Raw genomic sequence first — 17,013 nt, 5'->3', positions numbered from 1 at the left:
GCTCAGGATGCTACGGTGCGGCCCGTCAGACCGGCCATTCGCTGCAACTGCGAAATCAAGAGGTCGGCAAATTCACAGTTTGCGGACGACGCGCTCTTTCGCTGCGGCTGCAACAATGACCGCGTCGATCTATTCGATAGAAGTGCAAGCCGTCTTCAGGTTGGCAAGGAACTCAAAGAACGGACCGGGGCCATAGCTTGCTCTAGACACGCCCGCGGAGGCGACATCTTTGATCGACTTCAGTTCGCCCATCATCATGACATTTACGGGCAATCCCGCATTCGCTGTAACGTGCGAGATTATCGCGGTGTCTGTGAGACCCGGTACAAAGAAGCAGTCGGCACCCGCCTCTGCATAAGCGGCTGCACGTTCCATGGCCTCTGCCAGGTGCGCTTCGTGGCTGGCCGGGTCGGTTCCAAGGAAGAGGTCGGTTCTTGCATTCAAAACCAGCGGGATACTTTCATCAGCAGCGGCGGCTTTGATCGCGCGAATGCGCGCGGCTTGTGGGGATATCGAATGCAGCCCTTCACCCTTTACGATCCGGTCCTCGAAATTAATGCCGACCGCGCCCGCGCGGATGACTTCGCGAACATTCTCAGCAACCTCATCGGGATCGGTCGCATAGCCCCCTTCAAAGTCGACTGTCACCGGGACATTAACGCTGTCGCAGATGCGTTCGACAATTCTAAGGACGAAATCCAGCGGGATAGACTCTCCATCGTCGTAGCCATGCGCTGCCGCCATGGACCAGCTGCCCGTCGCAACGGCAGCCGCGCCTGCCTCCTGTACTGCTTTCGCTCCTCCGGCATCCCAAATGTTGTAGAGCACCAACGGATTGCCCCTTTGATGCAGTTCCGCAAAGTGCTTTGCCTTTTCAGCCTGTGACATGATGATTTCCTTTCGCCCTCTCAGGCAGATATTGTCGCTCAATTTCCAAAAGCTTTTGTTTGCGCCAAAGACCCCCTCCGTATCCGGTCAGCGAACCGTCTGCGCCAATGACGCGATGACAGGGGATGACCAGAGCGATCTGGTTCGCGCCATTCGCCCGAGCGACGGCCCGAACAGCCAAAGGACGACCGATGAGGGCAGCAATGTCGCTGTAGCTGCACGTTGTGCCTGCTGGGATTTCGCGCAACGCATCCCAGACCGCGCTGCTGAACTCCGATCCATGATAGGCCAATGGCGTCTGGAACCCCAATAATGATCCGTTGAAAAACATGGCGAGCTCATCCTTGATCTGCGCGGCGGGTTCTGTCTGCCCAATGCCAAGGCGGCCCTTCGTGAAGCTGTTCAGTCGTTCAAGCTCTTTTGGCAGGGCCTTACGGTCAATGAATTCAAGCAAGTGGAGTTGGGATTTGCTGGTGACCGAGACCATGTCGCCCAAAGGCGTTTGGACCCAATCAGCAAAGAGCATCGGGTCGGCCGACAAGTTGCCAGGCGCTTTACCAAGCAATTTCAGGAACGCCGACCGAAATGCACTGGCGGAGTCAAAACCAGCGTCAAGCTGACCGTCGATCACCGCACCACCATGGACGAGTGTCTCGAATCCATCCCTAAGTCGCCTCTGTCGAGCCATTTCCAGAAACGTCGTTCCAAACTGGCGCTTGAAACTTCTTCTGATGGTCGAAAGATCAAATCCCATCCGTTCGATATCGCTTTCCCGCCAACGATAGTCAGGTCGCTCATCCAAAGCCGCGAGCAGCGCGGCAATTGCGGGGTCAGCCAAGGCCATAGGTTCAAGAGGATGGCAACGCTTGCACGCCCGGTAGCCCGCCTCGATACATTCCCCGACAGTTCCGAAAAACGTGCAATTCTCTTGCTTGGGTTTGCGGGCCGGACAAGTCAGGCGACAAAAGACACCCGTTGACGAGACGCAGACATAAACCTGCCCGTCATAGGAGGCATTGCGGGCCAAGAGTGCTTTGTAGAGCGTATTGTGATTAGGAAGATCGAACAGCATGCTCGCATAGATAGCACAGGAAAAATCCGGTGCCGCCGAAGATCAGGCGTCTATTCAAATTATTCTGATCGACGCATATGCCGACCTTGTCGTAAAATGCTGCATTCGGAACTATGGACTCAAAACCGAAAATTATCGGACTTTGATTGATGCCGGGATGCAGCCTCATTTCCTGCCTGTTGACTGATCGTCTGGTTCGACGTGGTCACCCGGTCTCAGACCTTTTGTCTGTTCGTCCCCCATTTGCTCATCTCGGCCAGAATGGGATAGAGCGTTTCGCCGTCATGGGTGAGCGAGTACTCGACCCGCACCGGCACTTCCGCGAAGACCTCGCGGTTCACTAGGCCCACATTTTCTAATTCGCGCAGCGACCGGGTCAGCATACGGTCTGACGCCCGTGGCACGAGCCTTTGCAGCTCAGAATACCGCTTGGCTCCCATCATCAGATGAAACAGCAGAACCGGCTTCCATTTGCCGCCAATCATCGAGACGGCAAGCTCGACCGGGCAGTCACCGACACTGGTATCGAGATCAAACTCAAATGGCATATCCATCGCCTCCCATTGTCGCACTTACATGGGTGTAAGTAACGCACAATCCTGCATGTAGAACACAGATTGGTCGATTGCTACCTGTCACCCTGACACATCGAAATGAGTCGCTCAACCGACGGCCCGTACGGGTCGCATCGCAGTATAGAAAGGGGTCCCATGCTGGACACAAAAGAGATTGACCGGGTTCGCGAGAACCTCAGCACCTGGCTGGCGGCATTCAACGCCAAGGACATTGACGCGCTCTTTACGCTCTACGATCCCGAATGCATCTACGCCAATGCCGGCGCGCCCCTGATGCGCGGCGTCGACCAGATCAAGCCGTGGTACATGCAGGCCTTCGAGGCCATCGACGGCACTCTGCACCACAAGGAAGAGGCGGCGTTCATCGAAGGTGACATGGCACTGCTTCTGGGGGCTTACTATTTCGAGCCGCCCCAGGGCGTTACCCCGCCCGAGGATGCCCATCTGACCGGCCGCGTCCTGCTGGCTTATCGGCGCAATGCGGCCGGCGAGTGGAAACTGCTCTTCGACATCGACAACACGCCACCCGACGTTACGCCTGCACTCTTCGCCTGACCCCCAAACACTGATCCAAGGACCAAACACATGACCGTGACAGCCAAACGCAAAATTGCCAAGCGCCCACACCAGATTGTCGAGCGCGTGGCAGAGTTTATCAAAGAGGGTGATCTGGAGGGCGTTGTCTCGATGTTCCATCCGCAGTGCCGGGTGGCGATGGACCCTGATGGACAACCGATGGAGGGCCATGCCGGCGTGCGGGAAATTTTCCGCGATTTCGTCGCCAACCGTGTCCATCTCAAAGGCACCGTCTCCGGCGAAATGATCAATGGCGACACCGCGATCCTGCAAGGCGCATGGACCGTGGAGGACCGTGACGGCAATGCTTTGGGCGGCGGCGTCTCGACAGAGGTCGTCAAACAGATGGATCATGGCGGCTGGACCTACTTCATCGATTGCCCAATCCGCGTGCCCGCCCCGGCGCGCTAACCAACGCCCCAAAATTCGCACCGGCCTGGCCGGGTCAGCATAATTCGTGCTGATCGGAGCGGGCCCGCTTTGCCTCCATAAGATTCACGTCAGGAGCCATGACAATGAAAGCCGTCATCTACCGGAAAACAGGCCCAGCATCCGAGGTGCTGGAGATCGTCGACATCGACAAACCGCAGCCCAAACCCGGTGAGGTTCTGGTCAGGATAAGGGCCTCGGGGGTTAATCCGACGGACACAAAAACCCGGGCCGGCATCTTTCCGATCCAGGGAAAGTGGTCGCGCATCCTGCCGCATCACGATGGGGCGGGCATCATCGAAGCGGTCGGAGAAGGGGTGTCCCAGAGCCGGATCGGGCAGCGGGTGTGGCTGCACTTCGCACAATGGGGTGGCGCAGACGGCACCGCCGCAGAATACGCGGTGACCGCTGAAGTACAGGCCGTTCCTCTACCGGATAATGTCTCCTTTGAAGAAGGGGCAACTTTCGGTGTGCCCCTGTTGACGGCCTACCACGCGGTCACGATGGACGGCGCGGTAGGAGGTCGGACGATCCTCGTGCAGGGCGGCGCGGGCGCTGTTGGTGCCTACGCGATCCAGATCGCTCTGGCCAAAGGGGCCACGGTGATCGCAACGGTCAGTTCGGACGACAAGGCGCGCGCGGCCGCGCAAAACGGGGCTCACCACGTCATCAACTACAAGCGTGAGGATGTCGTCGCCCGCGTACACGAGATCACCGACGGCACCGGCGTCGATCACATCATAGAGGTCAATCTCGGGGCGAACGCGACCTCGCTGCCGCGCCTTCTGCGTAATGGGGGGTTCGTGGCGGCCTATGGCTCGGAGGCTTTCACGGGCGACTTCCCTATGGTCGAAGCGGTGGTCCAGCAGATGCGCATGGCGTTTTTCATCGTGTTCATGCTGCCCCGCAATGTTCTGGACCGTGCCATCGCGGACCTCAGCGGGATGCTCGCTGCGGGCACCATTCGCGCACGAATCCATGCCTGTTATTCTCCAGATCAAATCGCCGAGGCGCATGACGCGGTCGACACCAAATCCACCATCGGAAATGTCGTGGTCAGGTTTTAGAGCGTGCTGACTGCAACTCACGTTGGGCCCACGGTCGCGCGTGCAGGGCGCGGCGACAGGTAAATCGGTTTGACCAAGTATCGACGGGCTGGCGGATTAAAGATATCTGTTACAATTCTGTTTTTGCTTGTTTGACCCAGCGGGGATTCCTGCGTCGAGCAGCAGCGGTAACTTTCGGGTTTACTGATGTCATTGGAGCAGGCGCAGCGTCTAGTCCCTGTTTCTGACCGGCTCGGAAGGGTTGGCCCATACCGGCCGTTCGCCTACAGGTAGCCGTTCTGCGGTGCAGCCCGTCGAACCTGCCATTCGCTGCGAGCGCAAAGCGCTTGGGTGAGCGAAGGACATGCCGCGGGACGAAGCGGACCCTTCGGCTATGAAATGTAAGGTCGGCGTTGCTGTTCCCTAAGCGGCAGAGTTTGTTGTTTGACCAGCTCTCACGGCTCGTCTATCAGAACCGAACCGGGGGCGCCGCAAGGCTGAGACGTACCCTTTGAACCTGAACCAGATAATGCTGGCGGAGGGAGGTTACGTTCCGATTTTCACCGAACGTCGTCGCCTTTTCCCGCCGAGAAGGAGACGCCATGGCCCCGCAAGACCTACTCACAACACTACGTGCGCAAAACCCGTTGGTGCATTGCATCACGAATTATGTGGCGATGAACACAGCGGCCAATGTGGTCCTGGCAGCCGGGGCGTCTCCCGCGATGGTGCATGCTAAGGAAGAGATTGCCGAGTTCTCGCCCATTTGTGGCGCGGTGACGATCAATATTGGCACCGTGTCCGCCCCCTGGGCTGCCAGCATGTTGACCGCGGCGCGCACCGCCAACGACAAGAAAGTGCCTTGGGTTTTGGACCCCGTGGCGCATTTCATTTCCGGTTTCCGCAAGGGCGTTGCACAGGATCTCTTGGCGCTGCGCCCCACGATCTTGCGCGGCAACGCTTCTGAGATCATGGCGCTGGCGGGTGAGGCGGGCGCGGGCAAAGGTGTCGATAGTGGTGACAGCGTGGGTGCTGCTGAAAGCGCTGCACGCTCTATCGCCGAGGCCTACTGCGCAGTGGTTGTTGTTACCGGGCCGGTAGACTTTGTCACCGATGGCGCACGCGCGGCAAAGATCACAGGCGGGTCCGAGATCATGCCGATGGTGACCGCGTTGGGCTGCGCCCAAACAGCCCTGATGGGAGCCTATGCGGCCAGCGGGCCGGCATTCGACGCAGCACTTGCGACGACGGCGCATTTCAAGGTGGCCGGCACCAAAGCCGCGCAGCAGGCCAACGGCCCGGGCAGTTTTCAAGTGCATTTCCTCGATGCCCTCAGCGCCACACAACCCGACGAATTGTCCGGGGCAATCCAGGAATGATCGGATTGCGCCAAAAACTGCGGCTTTACCTCGTGACCGACCCGACGCTGTGTCGCGACTACGGGTTGATAAGAACGGTGCAAGACGCGGTCTCGGGCGGCGTCACCATGGTGCAGCTCCGAGCGAAAGAGGCGAGCACCGCTGAACGGGTGCAAATGGCCGTTGATCTCAAGGCTGCCCTCGCAGGGACGGGCGTGCCCCTCGTGATCAACGATGATGTGGACGCCGCCATCGAGGCCGACGTCGACGGTGCGCATATCGGGCAAGGAGACATGGCCCCCGAGAAGGCGCGCAGTTTATTGGGGCCGGGTAAAATCCTTGGACTGTCGTGTGAAACCATCGAAACGGTACAGGCGGCAGATCCCGACATCATTGATTATCTGGGTCTTGGACCGGTGTTTGGAACGGCGACCAAGGCAGATCATGAAGCCCCTATCGGCTTTGAGGGATTAGAAAGGCTGGTCGCCTTGACGTCGCTGCCGACGGTCGCGATTGGCGGGTTGAAATCGGTGCATCAAGCACAGGTCTTGGCCAGCGGCGCAAATGGTCAAGCCGTGGTGTCTGCCATCTGCGGACAACCTGATCCTAAAGCGGCGGCACAGAAATTCATGATAACGGAGGATCTCGTATGATCCCAAATGTACTCAGTATCGCCGGCTCCGACCCTTCGGGCGGCGCGGGCATTCAAGCCGACATCAAGGCCATATCGGCCAACGGCGCGTTTGCCATGGCAGCGCTGACCGCTTTGACCGCGCAGAATACGCAAGGTGTGAGTGGCATCCACCTTGTCCCGCCGGAGTTTGTGCAGGCCCAGATCAAGGCCGTCTTCGATGACATCAGCGTGGATGCCGTCAAGATCGGGATGATCGCAAACGCCGGGATCGCGCAAGCGCTCGGAGAGGCACTTGCAGGTCGTGACGTCCCCATCATCCTTGACCCTGTCATGATCGCCAAAGGTGGCGCGCCGCTTCTACAGCCCGAAGCGATTGCCGTGGTCCGGGATGAGCTGTTGCCCATGGCAACGATCCTGACGCCGAACCTTCCCGAAGCGGCCCATTTGCTGGGGCTTGATGTGGCAACGACGCGCGTCGAAATGCAAAGCCAGGGGCGCGCGCTTTGCGCATTTGGTCCGACGGCTGTGTTGATGAAGGGCGGGCATCTGAGCGACGACGATAGCCCTGATTGCCTTGTCACAGCCGATGTCGCCACGTGGTTTGAAGGCGCCCGTACGCCAACCCGTAACACGCATGGGACGGGCTGCACGTTGTCATCGGCCCTTGCTGCCCAGTTGGCAGTGACCCACGACATCCCAACGGCCGTTGCTGCTGCGAAGTCCTATGTCGCAAACGCCATTGCCCAAGCCGATCTACTCAATGTCGGTTCTGGCCACGGGCCCACCCATCATTTCGCAAGCCTATTCCGCCAATCAAAGGATGTATTCTCATGAAGTCCGTATTGCTCGCTTCGGCCCTTTCCCTTGTTGCTGCCCCGCTTTGGGCACAGGATCAGATGACACTTTTGCTGGATTGGTTCGTCAATCCTGACCACGGGCCGGTCATCATTGCTCAGGAAAAGGGCTATTTTGCCGATGTCGATCTGGAGGTCGAGGTCATTGCGCCTGCGGACCCATCTGATCCGCCAAAGCTGGTCGCGGCGGGAAAAGCCGGTTTGGCGATCTCGTATCAGCCACAACTGCATCTGCAAATCCACGAAGGCTTGCCGTTGCAGCGTGTTGGCACGCTTGTCGCGACGCCGCTCAACTGCCTTTTGGCGCTTGCCGATGGACCAATTGCATCTCCCGCCGATCTAAAGGGGGGCAAGGTTGGTTTCTCTGTGGGGGGCGTTGAAGAAGCGATGTTGGGTCATGTCCTCAAAACCCACGGGCTGACGCTTGATGATGTGGAACTGATCAACGTGAACTGGTCGCTTTTGCCTTCGCTGATGTCAGGTCAGGTGGATGCTGTGACCGGGGCATTCCGAAACTTTGAACTCAATCAAATGGATATCAAAGGCGTGCCGGGCCGGTGCTTCTATGTCGAAGAAGAAGGGCTGCCGCCGTATGATGAACTGATCTACGTCGCCAATCCTGACACAATGGACACAGACATGATCCGCCGCTTTCTGGCCGCCACAGAGAACGCCACGCAATACATCATCAATCACCCGCAAGACTCATGGGAGATTTTCTCGGGAACCGCGCCTGAGCTTCAGGACGAGTTGAACAAGCGCGCTTGGGCCGACACGTTGCCCCGCTTTGCTTTGCGCCCAACGGCGATGCATGTCGGACGGTATGCCGCGTTTGAAGCCTTCCTGCACGAGGCTGGTCTCATTCCCGCGCTGAACCCTGTTTCCAAAATCGCCATCGATGTTACCGCACAATGAATGATCACTCCTATGGGACCAGCTTCGCGCGATGGCGTGATGGCAGTTCCGAAGCGTGGCACTCCTACACGCATCACCCTTTCGTAAAAGGCCTCAGCGATGGCACTTTGCCGCGCGCCGCCTTCCTGCACTATCTGATCCAGGACTATGTGTTTCTGATCCACTTCGCCCGCGCGTGGTCTCTTGCCGTGGTCAAATCGGAAACGCTGGAGGAAATGAAGGTCTGCGCCGGTACCGTCGATGCGTTGGTCAACCATGAAATGGCCCTGCACATCAAAACCTGCGCTGCCGAAGGGATCGACGAAGCCAGCCTGTTTTCCGCGCGCGAAGAGTTCGAAAACCTTGCCTATACGCGCTATGTGATGGACGCTGGTCTTCAGGGAGATTTTCTGGATGTGATGGCAGCACTTGCGCCGTGCTGCTTTGGCTATGGCGAGATCGGGCTGCGCTTGGAGAGATTTGCGGTGCAAGACACGCCCTACGACGATTGGATCCAAACCTATGCGGGCGATGAATACCAAGACGTGATGCGGGCCGTCGGCACAATGATCGACGGTGCCGTCGCGCGGCGACTAGGAAACGATCCAACCAATAGCCCGCGGTGGTCTCAGCTTCAAAATCGGTTCACGACGGCCACTCGGCTAGAAGCCGCGTTCTGGGACATGGGACTACGTGGCGCGTGACAGAGGTCCCTGCTATCCACGTGTCTGGTCACTATGACATCGCGGACAGGCGACTCTTTGCACCGATTGATCTTGCACTGCCTGCGGGGCAATGGGTCTGTCTCCTGGGGCGATCCGGCGTTGGCAAGTCAACCCTGCTGCGATTGATAGCCGGGCTTGATGGCGGCGGGACATTTACCGGCCAAATCACCGCATCAGACAGTCAACCGCTTGCCGGGCGGATCAGCTTTATGGCGCAATCTGATCTGCTGTTGCCTTGGCTGACGGTGCTTGAAAATACGGTTCTGGGCGCACGCCTTCGGGAGAGTAAACCCGATCTGGCATGTGCCGAAGCCCTGCTTGATCGTGTCGGTCTGTCCGCCAGTCGTGACAAGAAACCTGCTGATTTATCCGGCGGAATGCCCCACGCGCGGCGCTGGCCCGCACTTTGATGGAAGATCGGCCTGTAGCGCTTTTGGACGAGCCCTTCTCGGCACTTGATGCCAGCACGCGCGCCGATATGCAGGACCTGTCCGCACAGATGCTCAAAGGAAAAACAGTTCTGATGGTCACCCATGATCCGACCGAGGCCGTGCGGCTTGGTCATCAGATTGTGGTCCTGACCCCAGAAGGCACCGAGTTGTGGCAGCCACCACAAACACCCCCGGTTCGGGACCAGTACGTGCCCGAGACAACCGCCTGTCAGGCGGCACTGCTGTCCCATCTCAGGGGGATGAGATGAGTCATATTCGTTACGCATTGGGCGCGACTGCGTTCGGTTTGTTGATCTGGCAAGCGCTGGTCTGGATCCCCGGCGCACCGCCCTTCATTTTGCCCTCGCCGTGGCGTGTGGCCCAAGCAGGCTGGGAAAGCCGCGTACTGATCACCGAAAGTGCATTGGTCACACGACCGAGGTCACCTTGTGCCTTATGCTGGGATCACTGCTGGGGGCTCTGACAGCAATACAACTGGCAAGCTCAAAACGCCTCCATCAACTGATGATGCCTCTTGTGATCCTCACCCAAGCCGTCCCTGTCTTTGCTCTGGCCCCAATTCTCACCCTGTGGTTTGGCTATGGCATCGCCTCCAAGGTCGTGATGGCGGTACTCATCATCTACTTTCCCGTGACCAGCGCCTTTTACGACGGCCTTATACGCATTCCGCGCGATGTTTCGGACATGGCCAAGACGATGAACGCGACAAGTCGGCAAATCATGTGGCGGATTCGAATACCTTATGCGTTGCCCTCTTTGGGAACCGGTCTAAAACTGGCGGCTGTTTATGCGCCCATTGGTGCGGTGATCGGCGAGTGGGTCGGTGCATCCAAGGGTTTGGGATATTTAATGCTCCTCGCGAATGGCCGCGCCAAAACCGACCTGATGTTCGCCAGCCTGATCACACTCGCACTTATAACGATCGCCTTGTACTTTATGGTCACTAAGGCAGCCGCGCGGTTACAATGGAGGTGAGGCCCAACTTTCACAGAACCGCCATTCGTACGAAGCCCAGCATCGGTCAATATGGGCTCAGAGCTGACATTCGCTGTTATTCTTTCATCTTCCAATGTCGGCAACGCGGACGATGCGCTCTTTCGCTGCGATTGCACCAATGGCCTCTTCAATAATTAAAGCGACCAGTTTTCAAGCAAAACCTGCCTTGAACAAACGCGCCCGCAGCTCATTCAGTTTATCGTGATCCCTCAGAGGAGCACGATCCAGGTCCTTGATGCAGATTTCGGGCAGCGCATTCCGACAGGTCTTGACCGCTTCGACAGCATTTTCTTGGCGTTCAAGTGCAACATGGCTGGCGGCCAAAACAATATGCGCGGAATACCACCGTCGCATTCGGTGAATTGCACGCTCTGCCCATTCGATTGCGGTCTCAAAACGTCCCGCCACTTAGTGCCCCAGTGCGAACGTAGAACGGCGGAAGAAAATACTTGGGTCGAGGGGATTGGCGCGGATGGCGGTTTCCTGATTGGCAATGGCCTCTTCTGAGCGGCCAAGGATGCCGAGCAAAGTGCCAAGGCTGCCATCAGCCAACGAGCAGTTTGGGTTGAGAGCTACGGCGCGCTCCAAGGTTGCGAGGGACTCTTCGTATTTGAACAAACCCCAGCAAGAAATCCCCAAAGCCCAATGCGCGTATTCATTGCGGTCATCCAACTGCGCCACGCGCCGCGCCAGTACATATGCAGTTTCCATTGCGGACTGGGTGTCGGGGCCAAATCCCATGATGGCGATGTGGTGGTTGATCAACGACAAAATCATGTTCACCTCTGCGATCTCGGGATCAATTGCTGAAGCACGTTCCACCAAGGTCTTGGCGTAAGCATATCTTTCGGGCCTAAAGTCATAAAGCAGATGCCAGGACCGCATTGTCAGTTCCCATATGCGACTGGATGAAGGGGCTTTTGACGCCCGTACCGGATCGCCGTTACCAGTTAACGGGTTTTGCGCTGGACGAAGCAAGAGGCACTGTCGTTGCTGCTGCCGAATTCCAGGGAACGCAAACGAGTGAAGGCGGACCAGTCGCACCAACCGGCAAAGCCGTGGCGTCGGAATACGCCTATGTCATGCAGTTCGATGGCGACAAAATTAGTCATATGACCAAGATTTGGAACGACGTACATGCCCTACGCGGACTTGGCTGGGTGTGATGCGCTGGCGCATCTTGAGCTTACTGTTTCTGGCCCGCATCGGGCTTGGGTTCTAGTTTCAAACCGTGGCGTCCGTCGGCGACGATTTGGTCGTCGCCTTCGGGTTCGACTATGTTGATATCGGTTTTCTGATCGGGCTGTTCATGGCACCAGGACTGGTTCTGGCCATCCCCACGGAGTATTAGGGACGTTACCTGTCGGATCGAGTCATGGTGGTGTTTGGGTTGAGCGCATTGGCCGCGGGTGGGGCCGCGCCCTCCCTTGCGACAGATAGCTGGGCCATTGGGATGGGCCGGGTCTTTGCCGGGATCGGTTTTCTGTTCACCTCGCTTTATTTAACCAAGATGGCGGCGGATTGGTTTGAAGGCCGCGAGATCGCGACAGCTATGAGCATCCTCGTGATGTCCTGGCCTTTCGGCATGGCTATGGGTCAAGTCGGCGATGCTTGGCTTTCCCAGATATATGGCTGGCAGGTCCCGTTTTCAGGCGGCCTCAGTCTATTGTCTGATCGCAGCCCTCGGCGTCTTTCTGTTTCACCGCCCGCCACATGACTTGCCGCACGCGGATGGCGCAAACGGGGTGCGATGACCACCCGCGTCTGATCCTCTGTGCTGCCGCCGCATGGGGCGTGTTTAATGCCGCCTATGTCACCTATCTTGCCTTTGGGCCGAAGGTTCTTGAGGACCACGGCCAATCCGCCATCACAGCCGCTGGCATCAATAGCATCGGCAACTGGATCATGACCTTTTCCGGTGCGGCCTGCGGGCAGATCGTAGATCGCTTTGGTGGGCGGAATATTGTCTTGGGGGTCTGCATGGGTGGCGCCATCGCTGCGCTCTTGCTGCTCAGCCTGCCGGGCGCTGGCTTCGGTGCAAGTATGCTATTTGGTCTGATCGGCATGGCCCCGGCTGGCGTTATCATGGCAATGGCAGGTCAGGCCATGCGGCCTCAAGTCAGGGCTTTCGGCATGGAGATTTTTTTACGGTTTACTATGCGATCAGGTTAGTCACGCCACCCGTCGCAGGTGCGATCCTTGATGCGACAGGCAATACGCGGGCACCACTGTGGCTTGCAATGATCCTCTTCGCCGCGGTGGTTCCGCTTGGCATCGCATTTCAGTTTTTCAAGGATGCACCCCTTACAGGTCAGGAGAAGAAAGTGTGGCCACGGACGCTCGAAAAACGGTATTCACCAAGGAAATCATCACTACAGATGAAATGGGTGTGGTCTGTGACCGGATCAAGCGCGTTGCTGCAATGGCGGTTTTTGGGAACCCCTTAGCGGGGATGCATCAAGACGACCTGTCGCCCCTATTCGACGTTGGCGCGCAGCTTGGCCAATCGCTGACGCAGGAGCTTGTGAACATGTTGGAGACGCCTCCAGTTTCCTACGGAAAGGTGGCCCTTGTCGGGTCCGCTGGCACGATGGAGCATGGTGCCGCTGTGTTGCACCCGGCGCTTGGCAGACCTGTGCGCGCAACCGTTGGTGGTGGTAAATCCCTGATGCCTTCTAACCACAAAGTCGGGGTTTTGGCCGGGTCCATTGATCTGCCACTGGGTCATAAAGACGAGGCATGGTCATTTGATCACATCGACGCGGTGACCTTCTGGGCGCCTGACGCGCCCCGCGCGTACGAAATTTTGCTTTGTATTGGACTGTCGGACGGAACACGCGCATATCCGCGCGTTGGAAAAGGCCCAAGTCCCTCTTGATCAGTTCTGTCTTTAAGCTGCCATTGGCAACAAGCGCTGCATCGGTGACTGTGGCGGCGAAGCAGATAACAGCGACGGTTCAGCACCCCGCCTGCCCTACCCCTAGCCTCGGATCTTGACGGCCCCTTAGCTGCCATCCAGCAACGGTTCGCGATACTGCGGTTGCAGCCTGCTTTCCCAACATTCGCCGTGAGTGCGAAATCAGGCGACGCGCGAACTACGCTATTGGCCCAAAGCGGACTCTCTGCACAGCATCGCGAGGTTGCGGTCACATCCCACAATGCCGTCATTTGCTGCGATATCAAGATATGAGGTTGGGCGAACTCACAAGGGGGGACGAAGCGATCACTTGTTTTTCGAGCACCGGATTGCTCTCAAAAAACCCCGGCCACCTCATACATCACTGGCTCGAAGCGCGTGGAAAGCTGTGCGATCTCGCGGTTCCGTGCACGCATTTCTTCGCTACGTATCATCGCCTGAAAGTCCTCGCGCTTCGCCCATTGCGAATAGTTGGCTATCCGCGTCTGCGCGTCGTTAACGTGCAGCCCCGCGGCGATGAAGCCTTGCTGCTGTGAGATGAAGTCGCGATAGGCACCCTGCAACTTGTCCATTAGATCCGCGCAAGTGCCTGGGGAGCATTCGAAGGTGGTGATGACTGTCTGGTATGTGGCGGCTGTATCAATCTTGAGCATCGGGTCCTCCTCCCTGACACTATAGCAGTTATCGCATCGCCTTGCGCGACCGCATGTTTACTTGGCGTCGAACCAACGGTTTTTAAGGTACTGGATGGGCGCCGAGGCACGGTAGGATTGGGTTCGCGGCTCCCGATTCTGGCAACGCGACGACCGACAATACGCATTGTCGTGTCTAAGGAACTGCGGGCCCAATCCAGACCTTCGACCCAAGTCGAGTATGCTGCGGAGCCAGCTGTTCGCGGCGCACACAAGTCTCAAGGTGCTCGAACTCACTCAATGTGGAAAAGAGCCATCCCATCCCCACCTAACCCGAATGCCTCTCCTGATGCGGATTTTTATGTTAAGGTAGGATGTCTGTTTCACCGCAGGGTCTGTTGGCAAGCGGATCAGCGCAGCGCCATACTTTGGGAGGAGTATGTCATGACATCCAAGATAAATGGGGCCACATCACCAGACGACCTGACGCCACAGCAGCTTACCCAACCCAAGCCCAACAAGGTGACTGCGAATGACATCATCGCGTCGCTGAGGGCCGGGTTTTCCGACTTTTTTGCGCGCCCCTTTATGAGCAGCTTCTTCGGCCTTTTCTATGCGGCATTCGGGCTCTTGTTTGTGTGGACACTGGTCTGGCTCGGCAAGATATGGATGATCATTCCTGCGGTTGTAGCTTTCCCGTTGGTCGCTCCTTTCGCCGCCGCCGGGCTTTATGAAATGTCCCGCCGGTTGCAGCAGGGAGAAAGCTTCGGCTGGTCGGAAATCTTGACCGTCGTGGTCGATCAGCGCAACCGCGAAATGGGCTGGATGGCCTTTGTCACCCTGTTCATTTTCTGGGTGTGGATCTACCAGGTCCGGCTCTTGCTGGCGATCATCCTACAGGATGCGTCCTTCTCGGATTTCAGGGGGTTTTTGAACGTCATATTCTACACACCGGAGGGCTGGGTCTTTCTTGCTATTGGCACCTGCGCAGGTGCAATTCTGTCTGCTGTCCTGTTCTCGGTGACCGTCATCGCCATGCCCATGCTGCTCGATCGGGAAACCAATTTCGTTTCTGCCATGATAACGTCTGTCCGCGTCGTCATGGAAAACCCGGTGGTTATGCTCACCTGGGCGGCGATCATCTCGGTCGCCATGCTCTTGTCGTTGGCTTCGGCGTTTCTGGGTCTGATCTTCGCCTTGCCGATCCTTGGCCACACCACGTGGCATCTTTATCGGCGGGCAGTGCCACCGGTGGAGGGGCGATCTGAGGCGCTTCGACTTTAATTTGAGGCCAAGGACTTACTTGAGCTAAACGGAGGGCCCATTGCCGACATCCGCCGCACTGTCTTTATGCCGCAGTTGCGCCTGCTTTCCGGACATTCGCCGCAGACGCAAAACAATTTGATGGTTGAATTCACGCATCGCGGACAGAGCCGACTTTCGTTTAGGTATTGAGGTCGCTTAGTATATTTCGGCAGAACTCATGGAATGTTCTGGTATCAGTCGATTTGATCACCCAGCGTCGATCCAGGTCCAGTTGCCTGACAGGTACAACTCTCTCTGCGATCTCGGTTGGTGTCGTTTCATCGACACGACCACTCGCCCAGTCGTGAAAGGCAGAAGAATATCGAACGACCGCGCCGCTATCTGGAAGCTCCATCGACCCGCCTTCGGCGAAAAATGTAAGCCCATCCCCCATCTCTTCCCCAATCAGTTCGAGCCGCTCTCCGAGGCGGTGCTTCAACAACGCGGCGAACACGATTGCGGCTGAGAACGTGAACTTGTCGACAAGCAAACCAACGCGGCGAGCACCGCCACCATTTGTGATGGCATCAAGCAGAGGGAGTGTCTTCAGAAAATCACCGCCTGTATTGCCTCGCAGGTCAATGACGAGAGGGGAGTCTGGCTGAGAGCGCACGCGTCTTGCGGCCCCAAACATTGCATCCGAAAGCGTTCCACGACAGGGATCGAAAAAGCTTGGCAAAGAGATCAAAAGCCCGAGCTCATCGAAATCTTTAATCTCAACAAAGCTGTCAGGAGACCAGCTTGCATTGGGTTTACCATGCTCGTTTCGAGGGTAGTAGATCGATCCAGTAACCACATCTGTTGTTTCAAACTTCAATGCAGTTACATGCCCCGCCGCACTCTGCATTGTGTACTCGATTGCGCTGCTACCTGCAGTAAAACCCAATCGCTCCAATGCTTTCGGCCATGCAAAAAGGATTGACCCAATAACGCGCTGCCGTTGACCTGTCCCAGACAAGAATTGGTCGGCCGCAGTTTCAATCGCCCTAACGGGAGCGCCATTAATGGCAATCAAGGTGTCACCGATCGATTTCGCGAGAGCTGGCTTTACCGCGACTAAGTGCACGGCAGAACCTATGGACAAGAACCTCATAGGCAGCACTGAGATCGCATCATTTGGAATTAGGCGTGTATGTCCATTTCTTGGGAGTGCCATCAAGCGCATCAAAGAAAGCAAGAAATCGTCTTTCGAATCTGCAAGAGCAGCACGCCTCGCATCGCTGATGCAACGATCCATTTCCTCGCGCCCGATCACCCGAAAGCTGGGATCAATCGGCAACACCTGTGTCAGAACTAACTCGAGATCGTGGATCATAGACATGACAAAGACTGCAGCCCGATTTGCTTCAATTTTAATAATGAACTCTCAATAGACCTCGAGTGCTGCGCGGTATCAACACGAACCTGATCAAACTGCTCGACAAAGGCGGCCCATTGCTGCCATTGGCCACCACCTCCGCATGCTGTGATGCGGCACGCCGAACCCGCCGTTCGTGAACCGCGCAGCGTTTGAGTTTCATGATTGACCTACGCGGACAAAGCATGGGTAATCGGGCTGGCCTGATGGACGGGTCGGGTTCTCGATAGAGTTGTAGTAATTTCTGCAACCTGAGGAGAACGAGATGGATTACTTTGTTGGTTTGGATGTATCGCTGCGGTC

Annotated in this window: 22 protein-coding genes, 1 pseudogene and 1 riboswitch; of the genes and pseudogenes, 16 read left to right on the top strand and 7 right to left on the bottom strand. The window is 57.3% G+C overall.

The features are described 5' to 3' along the window. Positions 1-129 precede the first annotated feature (129 nt). The 3 genes from ACOTTU_RS22465 to ACOTTU_RS22455 all read right to left on the bottom strand — a co-directional run bounded on the left by ACOTTU_RS22465 (position 130) and on the right by ACOTTU_RS22455 (position 2,508). Positions 130-888 (bottom strand): isocitrate lyase/PEP mutase family protein, encoded by a 759-nt coding sequence (locus ACOTTU_RS22465; RefSeq protein WP_425661374.1) that lies wholly within the window; start codon positions 886-888, stop codon positions 130-132. Then, positions 875-1,960: a bifunctional transcriptional activator/DNA repair enzyme AdaA gene (locus tag ACOTTU_RS22460; RefSeq protein ID WP_425661372.1), complete on the bottom strand. Its 1,086-nt coding sequence runs from the start codon at positions 1,958-1,960 to the stop codon at positions 875-877. Before ACOTTU_RS22460 ends, ACOTTU_RS22465 begins: the two co-directional genes overlap by 14 nt. A 215-nt stretch (positions 1,961-2,175) precedes the next feature. Continuing rightward, positions 2,176-2,508 (bottom strand): winged helix-turn-helix transcriptional regulator, encoded by a 333-nt coding sequence (locus ACOTTU_RS22455; RefSeq protein ID WP_298922191.1) that lies wholly within the window; start codon positions 2,506-2,508, stop codon positions 2,176-2,178. A gap of 162 nt (positions 2,509-2,670) precedes the next feature. Here ACOTTU_RS22455 and ACOTTU_RS22450 point away from each other — a divergent pair, with 162 nt between their 5' ends. The 11 genes and pseudogenes from ACOTTU_RS22450 (at position 2,671) to ACOTTU_RS22400 (ending at position 10,478) form a co-directional block, all read left to right on the top strand. Continuing rightward, positions 2,671-3,090 carry a YybH family protein gene (locus tag ACOTTU_RS22450; RefSeq protein WP_425661369.1) on the top strand — a complete coding sequence of 140 codons (420 nt, stop codon included), beginning with the start codon at positions 2,671-2,673 and terminating at the stop codon, positions 3,088-3,090. A gap of 30 nt (positions 3,091-3,120) precedes the next feature. Further along, positions 3,121-3,522, top strand: a complete 402-nt coding sequence (locus tag ACOTTU_RS22445) for a YybH family protein (RefSeq protein WP_298922193.1) — start codon at positions 3,121-3,123, stop codon at positions 3,520-3,522. Positions 3,523-3,626: 104 nt separating this feature from the next. Further along, positions 3,627-4,607 carry an NADPH:quinone reductase gene (locus ACOTTU_RS22440; RefSeq protein ID WP_425661367.1) on the top strand — a complete coding sequence of 327 codons (981 nt, stop codon included), beginning with the start codon at positions 3,627-3,629 and terminating at the stop codon, positions 4,605-4,607. 451 nt (positions 4,608-5,058) lie between these two features. Next, positions 5,059-5,147: riboswitch (TPP riboswitch) on the top strand. A 41-nt stretch (positions 5,148-5,188) separates the two neighbouring features. Further along, positions 5,189-5,965: a hydroxyethylthiazole kinase gene (gene thiM, locus ACOTTU_RS22435; RefSeq protein WP_425661365.1), complete on the top strand. Its 777-nt coding sequence runs from the start codon at positions 5,189-5,191 to the stop codon at positions 5,963-5,965. Next, the gene (gene thiE, locus ACOTTU_RS22430) at positions 5,962-6,597 is read left to right on the top strand and encodes a thiamine phosphate synthase (RefSeq protein ID WP_425661363.1); all 636 of its coding nucleotides are present in this window, start codon (positions 5,962-5,964) and stop codon (positions 6,595-6,597) included. The genes thiM and thiE overlap by 4 nt, the downstream gene beginning before the upstream one ends. Further along, positions 6,594-7,412, top strand: a complete 819-nt coding sequence (thiD, locus tag ACOTTU_RS22425) for a bifunctional hydroxymethylpyrimidine kinase/phosphomethylpyrimidine kinase (protein WP_425661361.1) — start codon at positions 6,594-6,596, stop codon at positions 7,410-7,412. The genes thiE and thiD overlap by 4 nt, the downstream gene beginning before the upstream one ends. Beyond that, entirely contained in the window at positions 7,409-8,347 is a 939-nt protein-coding gene (locus tag ACOTTU_RS22420) for an ABC transporter substrate-binding protein (RefSeq protein WP_425661359.1), read from the top strand. The genes thiD and ACOTTU_RS22420 overlap by 4 nt, the downstream gene beginning before the upstream one ends. Continuing rightward, positions 8,344-9,030: a thiaminase II gene (gene tenA, locus ACOTTU_RS22415; RefSeq protein ID WP_425661357.1), complete on the top strand. Its 687-nt coding sequence runs from the start codon at positions 8,344-8,346 to the stop codon at positions 9,028-9,030. The genes ACOTTU_RS22420 and tenA overlap by 4 nt, the downstream gene beginning before the upstream one ends. Further along, positions 9,027-9,461 (top strand): ATP-binding cassette domain-containing protein, encoded by a 435-nt coding sequence (locus ACOTTU_RS22410; protein ID WP_425661355.1) that lies wholly within the window; start codon positions 9,027-9,029, stop codon positions 9,459-9,461. Before tenA ends, ACOTTU_RS22410 begins: the two co-directional genes overlap by 4 nt. Further along, positions 9,461-9,751, top strand: coding sequence for a hypothetical protein (locus ACOTTU_RS22405; protein ID WP_425661353.1), 291 nt, complete (start codon positions 9,461-9,463; stop codon positions 9,749-9,751). The genes ACOTTU_RS22410 and ACOTTU_RS22405 overlap by 1 nt, the downstream gene beginning before the upstream one ends. Further along, positions 9,748-10,478, top strand: a pseudogene (locus tag ACOTTU_RS22400) (ABC transporter permease). Before ACOTTU_RS22405 ends, ACOTTU_RS22400 begins: the two are co-directional and overlap by 4 nt. A 171-nt stretch (positions 10,479-10,649) precedes the next feature. On the opposite strand, the gene ACOTTU_RS22395 reads toward ACOTTU_RS22400, so the two are convergent. Both ACOTTU_RS22395 and ACOTTU_RS22390 read right to left on the bottom strand, forming a co-directional pair. Next, positions 10,650-10,853, bottom strand: a complete 204-nt coding sequence (locus ACOTTU_RS22395; protein WP_425661351.1) for a hypothetical protein — start codon at positions 10,851-10,853, stop codon at positions 10,650-10,652. 54 nt (positions 10,854-10,907) lie between these two features. Continuing rightward, positions 10,908-11,321 carry a tetratricopeptide repeat protein gene (locus tag ACOTTU_RS22390; RefSeq protein WP_425661349.1) on the bottom strand — a complete coding sequence of 138 codons (414 nt, stop codon included), beginning with the start codon at positions 11,319-11,321 and terminating at the stop codon, positions 10,908-10,910. 62 nt (positions 11,322-11,383) lie between these two features. Here ACOTTU_RS22390 and ACOTTU_RS22385 point away from each other — a divergent pair, with 62 nt between their 5' ends. From ACOTTU_RS22385 to ACOTTU_RS22370, 4 genes are all read left to right on the top strand, one after another. Next, positions 11,384-11,665, top strand: a complete 282-nt coding sequence (locus ACOTTU_RS22385; protein WP_425661347.1) for a hypothetical protein — start codon at positions 11,384-11,386, stop codon at positions 11,663-11,665. Between the two features lie 209 nt (positions 11,666-11,874). Then, positions 11,875-12,216: an MFS transporter gene (locus ACOTTU_RS22380; RefSeq protein WP_425661345.1), complete on the top strand. Its 342-nt coding sequence runs from the start codon at positions 11,875-11,877 to the stop codon at positions 12,214-12,216. Continuing rightward, positions 12,213-12,671, top strand: a complete 459-nt coding sequence (locus ACOTTU_RS22375; protein WP_425661343.1) for an MFS transporter — start codon at positions 12,213-12,215, stop codon at positions 12,669-12,671. Before ACOTTU_RS22380 ends, ACOTTU_RS22375 begins: the two co-directional genes overlap by 4 nt. A 154-nt stretch (positions 12,672-12,825) precedes the next feature. Continuing rightward, complete coding sequence (locus ACOTTU_RS22370; RefSeq protein WP_425661341.1) at positions 12,826-13,377, top strand: amino acid synthesis family protein; 552 nt, start codon at positions 12,826-12,828, stop codon at positions 13,375-13,377. Between the two features lie 374 nt (positions 13,378-13,751). Here the strand turns inward: ACOTTU_RS22370 and ACOTTU_RS22365 are convergent, their stop codons facing one another. Then, on the bottom strand, positions 13,752-14,069 hold the full coding sequence (locus ACOTTU_RS22365) for an antibiotic biosynthesis monooxygenase family protein (RefSeq protein ID WP_425661339.1): 318 nt from the start codon (positions 14,067-14,069) through the stop codon (positions 13,752-13,754). 423 nt (positions 14,070-14,492) lie between these two features. Here ACOTTU_RS22365 and ACOTTU_RS22360 point away from each other — a divergent pair, with 423 nt between their 5' ends. After that, positions 14,493-15,332 carry a DUF2189 domain-containing protein gene (locus tag ACOTTU_RS22360; RefSeq protein ID WP_425661337.1) on the top strand — a complete coding sequence of 280 codons (840 nt, stop codon included), beginning with the start codon at positions 14,493-14,495 and terminating at the stop codon, positions 15,330-15,332. Between the two features lie 160 nt (positions 15,333-15,492). Here the strand turns inward: ACOTTU_RS22360 and ACOTTU_RS22355 are convergent, their stop codons facing one another. After that, the gene (locus tag ACOTTU_RS22355) at positions 15,493-16,668 is read right to left on the bottom strand and encodes a peptidase S41 (protein ID WP_425661335.1); all 1,176 of its coding nucleotides are present in this window, start codon (positions 16,666-16,668) and stop codon (positions 15,493-15,495) included. Between the last annotated feature and the right edge of the window lie 345 nt (positions 16,669-17,013).

The organism is Roseobacter sp. EG26 (assembly GCF_049830555.1).
In the GTDB taxonomy this organism is placed as follows: domain Bacteria; phylum Pseudomonadota; class Alphaproteobacteria; order Rhodobacterales; family Rhodobacteraceae; genus Roseobacter.
This window is presented reverse-complemented; position numbering and strand designations above follow the sequence as displayed.

What these genes read in the sequence shown, in the direction of transcription:
- ACOTTU_RS22360 (WP_425661337.1), top strand. Translation starts at nt 14,493, where the DNA reads ATGACATCCAAGATAAATGGGGCCACATCACCAGACGACCTGACGCCA.
- ACOTTU_RS22375 (WP_425661343.1), top strand. Translation starts at nt 12,213, where the DNA reads ATGACTTGCCGCACGCGGATGGCGCAAACGGGGTGCGATGACCACCCG.
- ACOTTU_RS22440 (WP_425661367.1), top strand. Translation starts at nt 3,627, where the DNA reads ATGAAAGCCGTCATCTACCGGAAAACAGGCCCAGCATCCGAGGTGCTG.
- ACOTTU_RS22365 (WP_425661339.1), bottom strand. Translation starts at nt 14,069, where the DNA reads ATGCTCAAGATTGATACAGCCGCCACATACCAGACAGTCATCACCACC.
- ACOTTU_RS22355 (WP_425661335.1), bottom strand. Translation starts at nt 16,668, where the DNA reads ATGATCCACGATCTCGAGTTAGTTCTGACACAGGTGTTGCCGATTGAT.
- ACOTTU_RS22450 (WP_425661369.1), top strand. Translation starts at nt 2,671, where the DNA reads ATGCTGGACACAAAAGAGATTGACCGGGTTCGCGAGAACCTCAGCACC.
- ACOTTU_RS22405 (WP_425661353.1), top strand. Translation starts at nt 9,461, where the DNA reads ATGGAAGATCGGCCTGTAGCGCTTTTGGACGAGCCCTTCTCGGCACTT.
- ACOTTU_RS22445 (WP_298922193.1), top strand. Translation starts at nt 3,121, where the DNA reads ATGACCGTGACAGCCAAACGCAAAATTGCCAAGCGCCCACACCAGATT.
- ACOTTU_RS22420 (WP_425661359.1), top strand. Translation starts at nt 7,409, where the DNA reads ATGAAGTCCGTATTGCTCGCTTCGGCCCTTTCCCTTGTTGCTGCCCCG.
- ACOTTU_RS22465 (WP_425661374.1), bottom strand. Translation starts at nt 888, where the DNA reads ATGTCACAGGCTGAAAAGGCAAAGCACTTTGCGGAACTGCATCAAAGG.
- thiD (WP_425661361.1), top strand. Translation starts at nt 6,594, where the DNA reads ATGATCCCAAATGTACTCAGTATCGCCGGCTCCGACCCTTCGGGCGGC.
- ACOTTU_RS22460 (WP_425661372.1), bottom strand. Translation starts at nt 1,960, where the DNA reads ATGCTGTTCGATCTTCCTAATCACAATACGCTCTACAAAGCACTCTTG.
- tenA (WP_425661357.1), top strand. Translation starts at nt 8,344, where the DNA reads ATGAATGATCACTCCTATGGGACCAGCTTCGCGCGATGGCGTGATGGC.
- ACOTTU_RS22395 (WP_425661351.1), bottom strand. Translation starts at nt 10,853, where the DNA reads ATGCGACGGTGGTATTCCGCGCATATTGTTTTGGCCGCCAGCCATGTT.
- thiE (WP_425661363.1), top strand. Translation starts at nt 5,962, where the DNA reads ATGATCGGATTGCGCCAAAAACTGCGGCTTTACCTCGTGACCGACCCG.
- ACOTTU_RS22380 (WP_425661345.1), top strand. Translation starts at nt 11,875, where the DNA reads ATGGTGGTGTTTGGGTTGAGCGCATTGGCCGCGGGTGGGGCCGCGCCC.
- ACOTTU_RS22455 (WP_298922191.1), bottom strand. Translation starts at nt 2,508, where the DNA reads ATGCCATTTGAGTTTGATCTCGATACCAGTGTCGGTGACTGCCCGGTC.
- thiM (WP_425661365.1), top strand. Translation starts at nt 5,189, where the DNA reads ATGGCCCCGCAAGACCTACTCACAACACTACGTGCGCAAAACCCGTTG.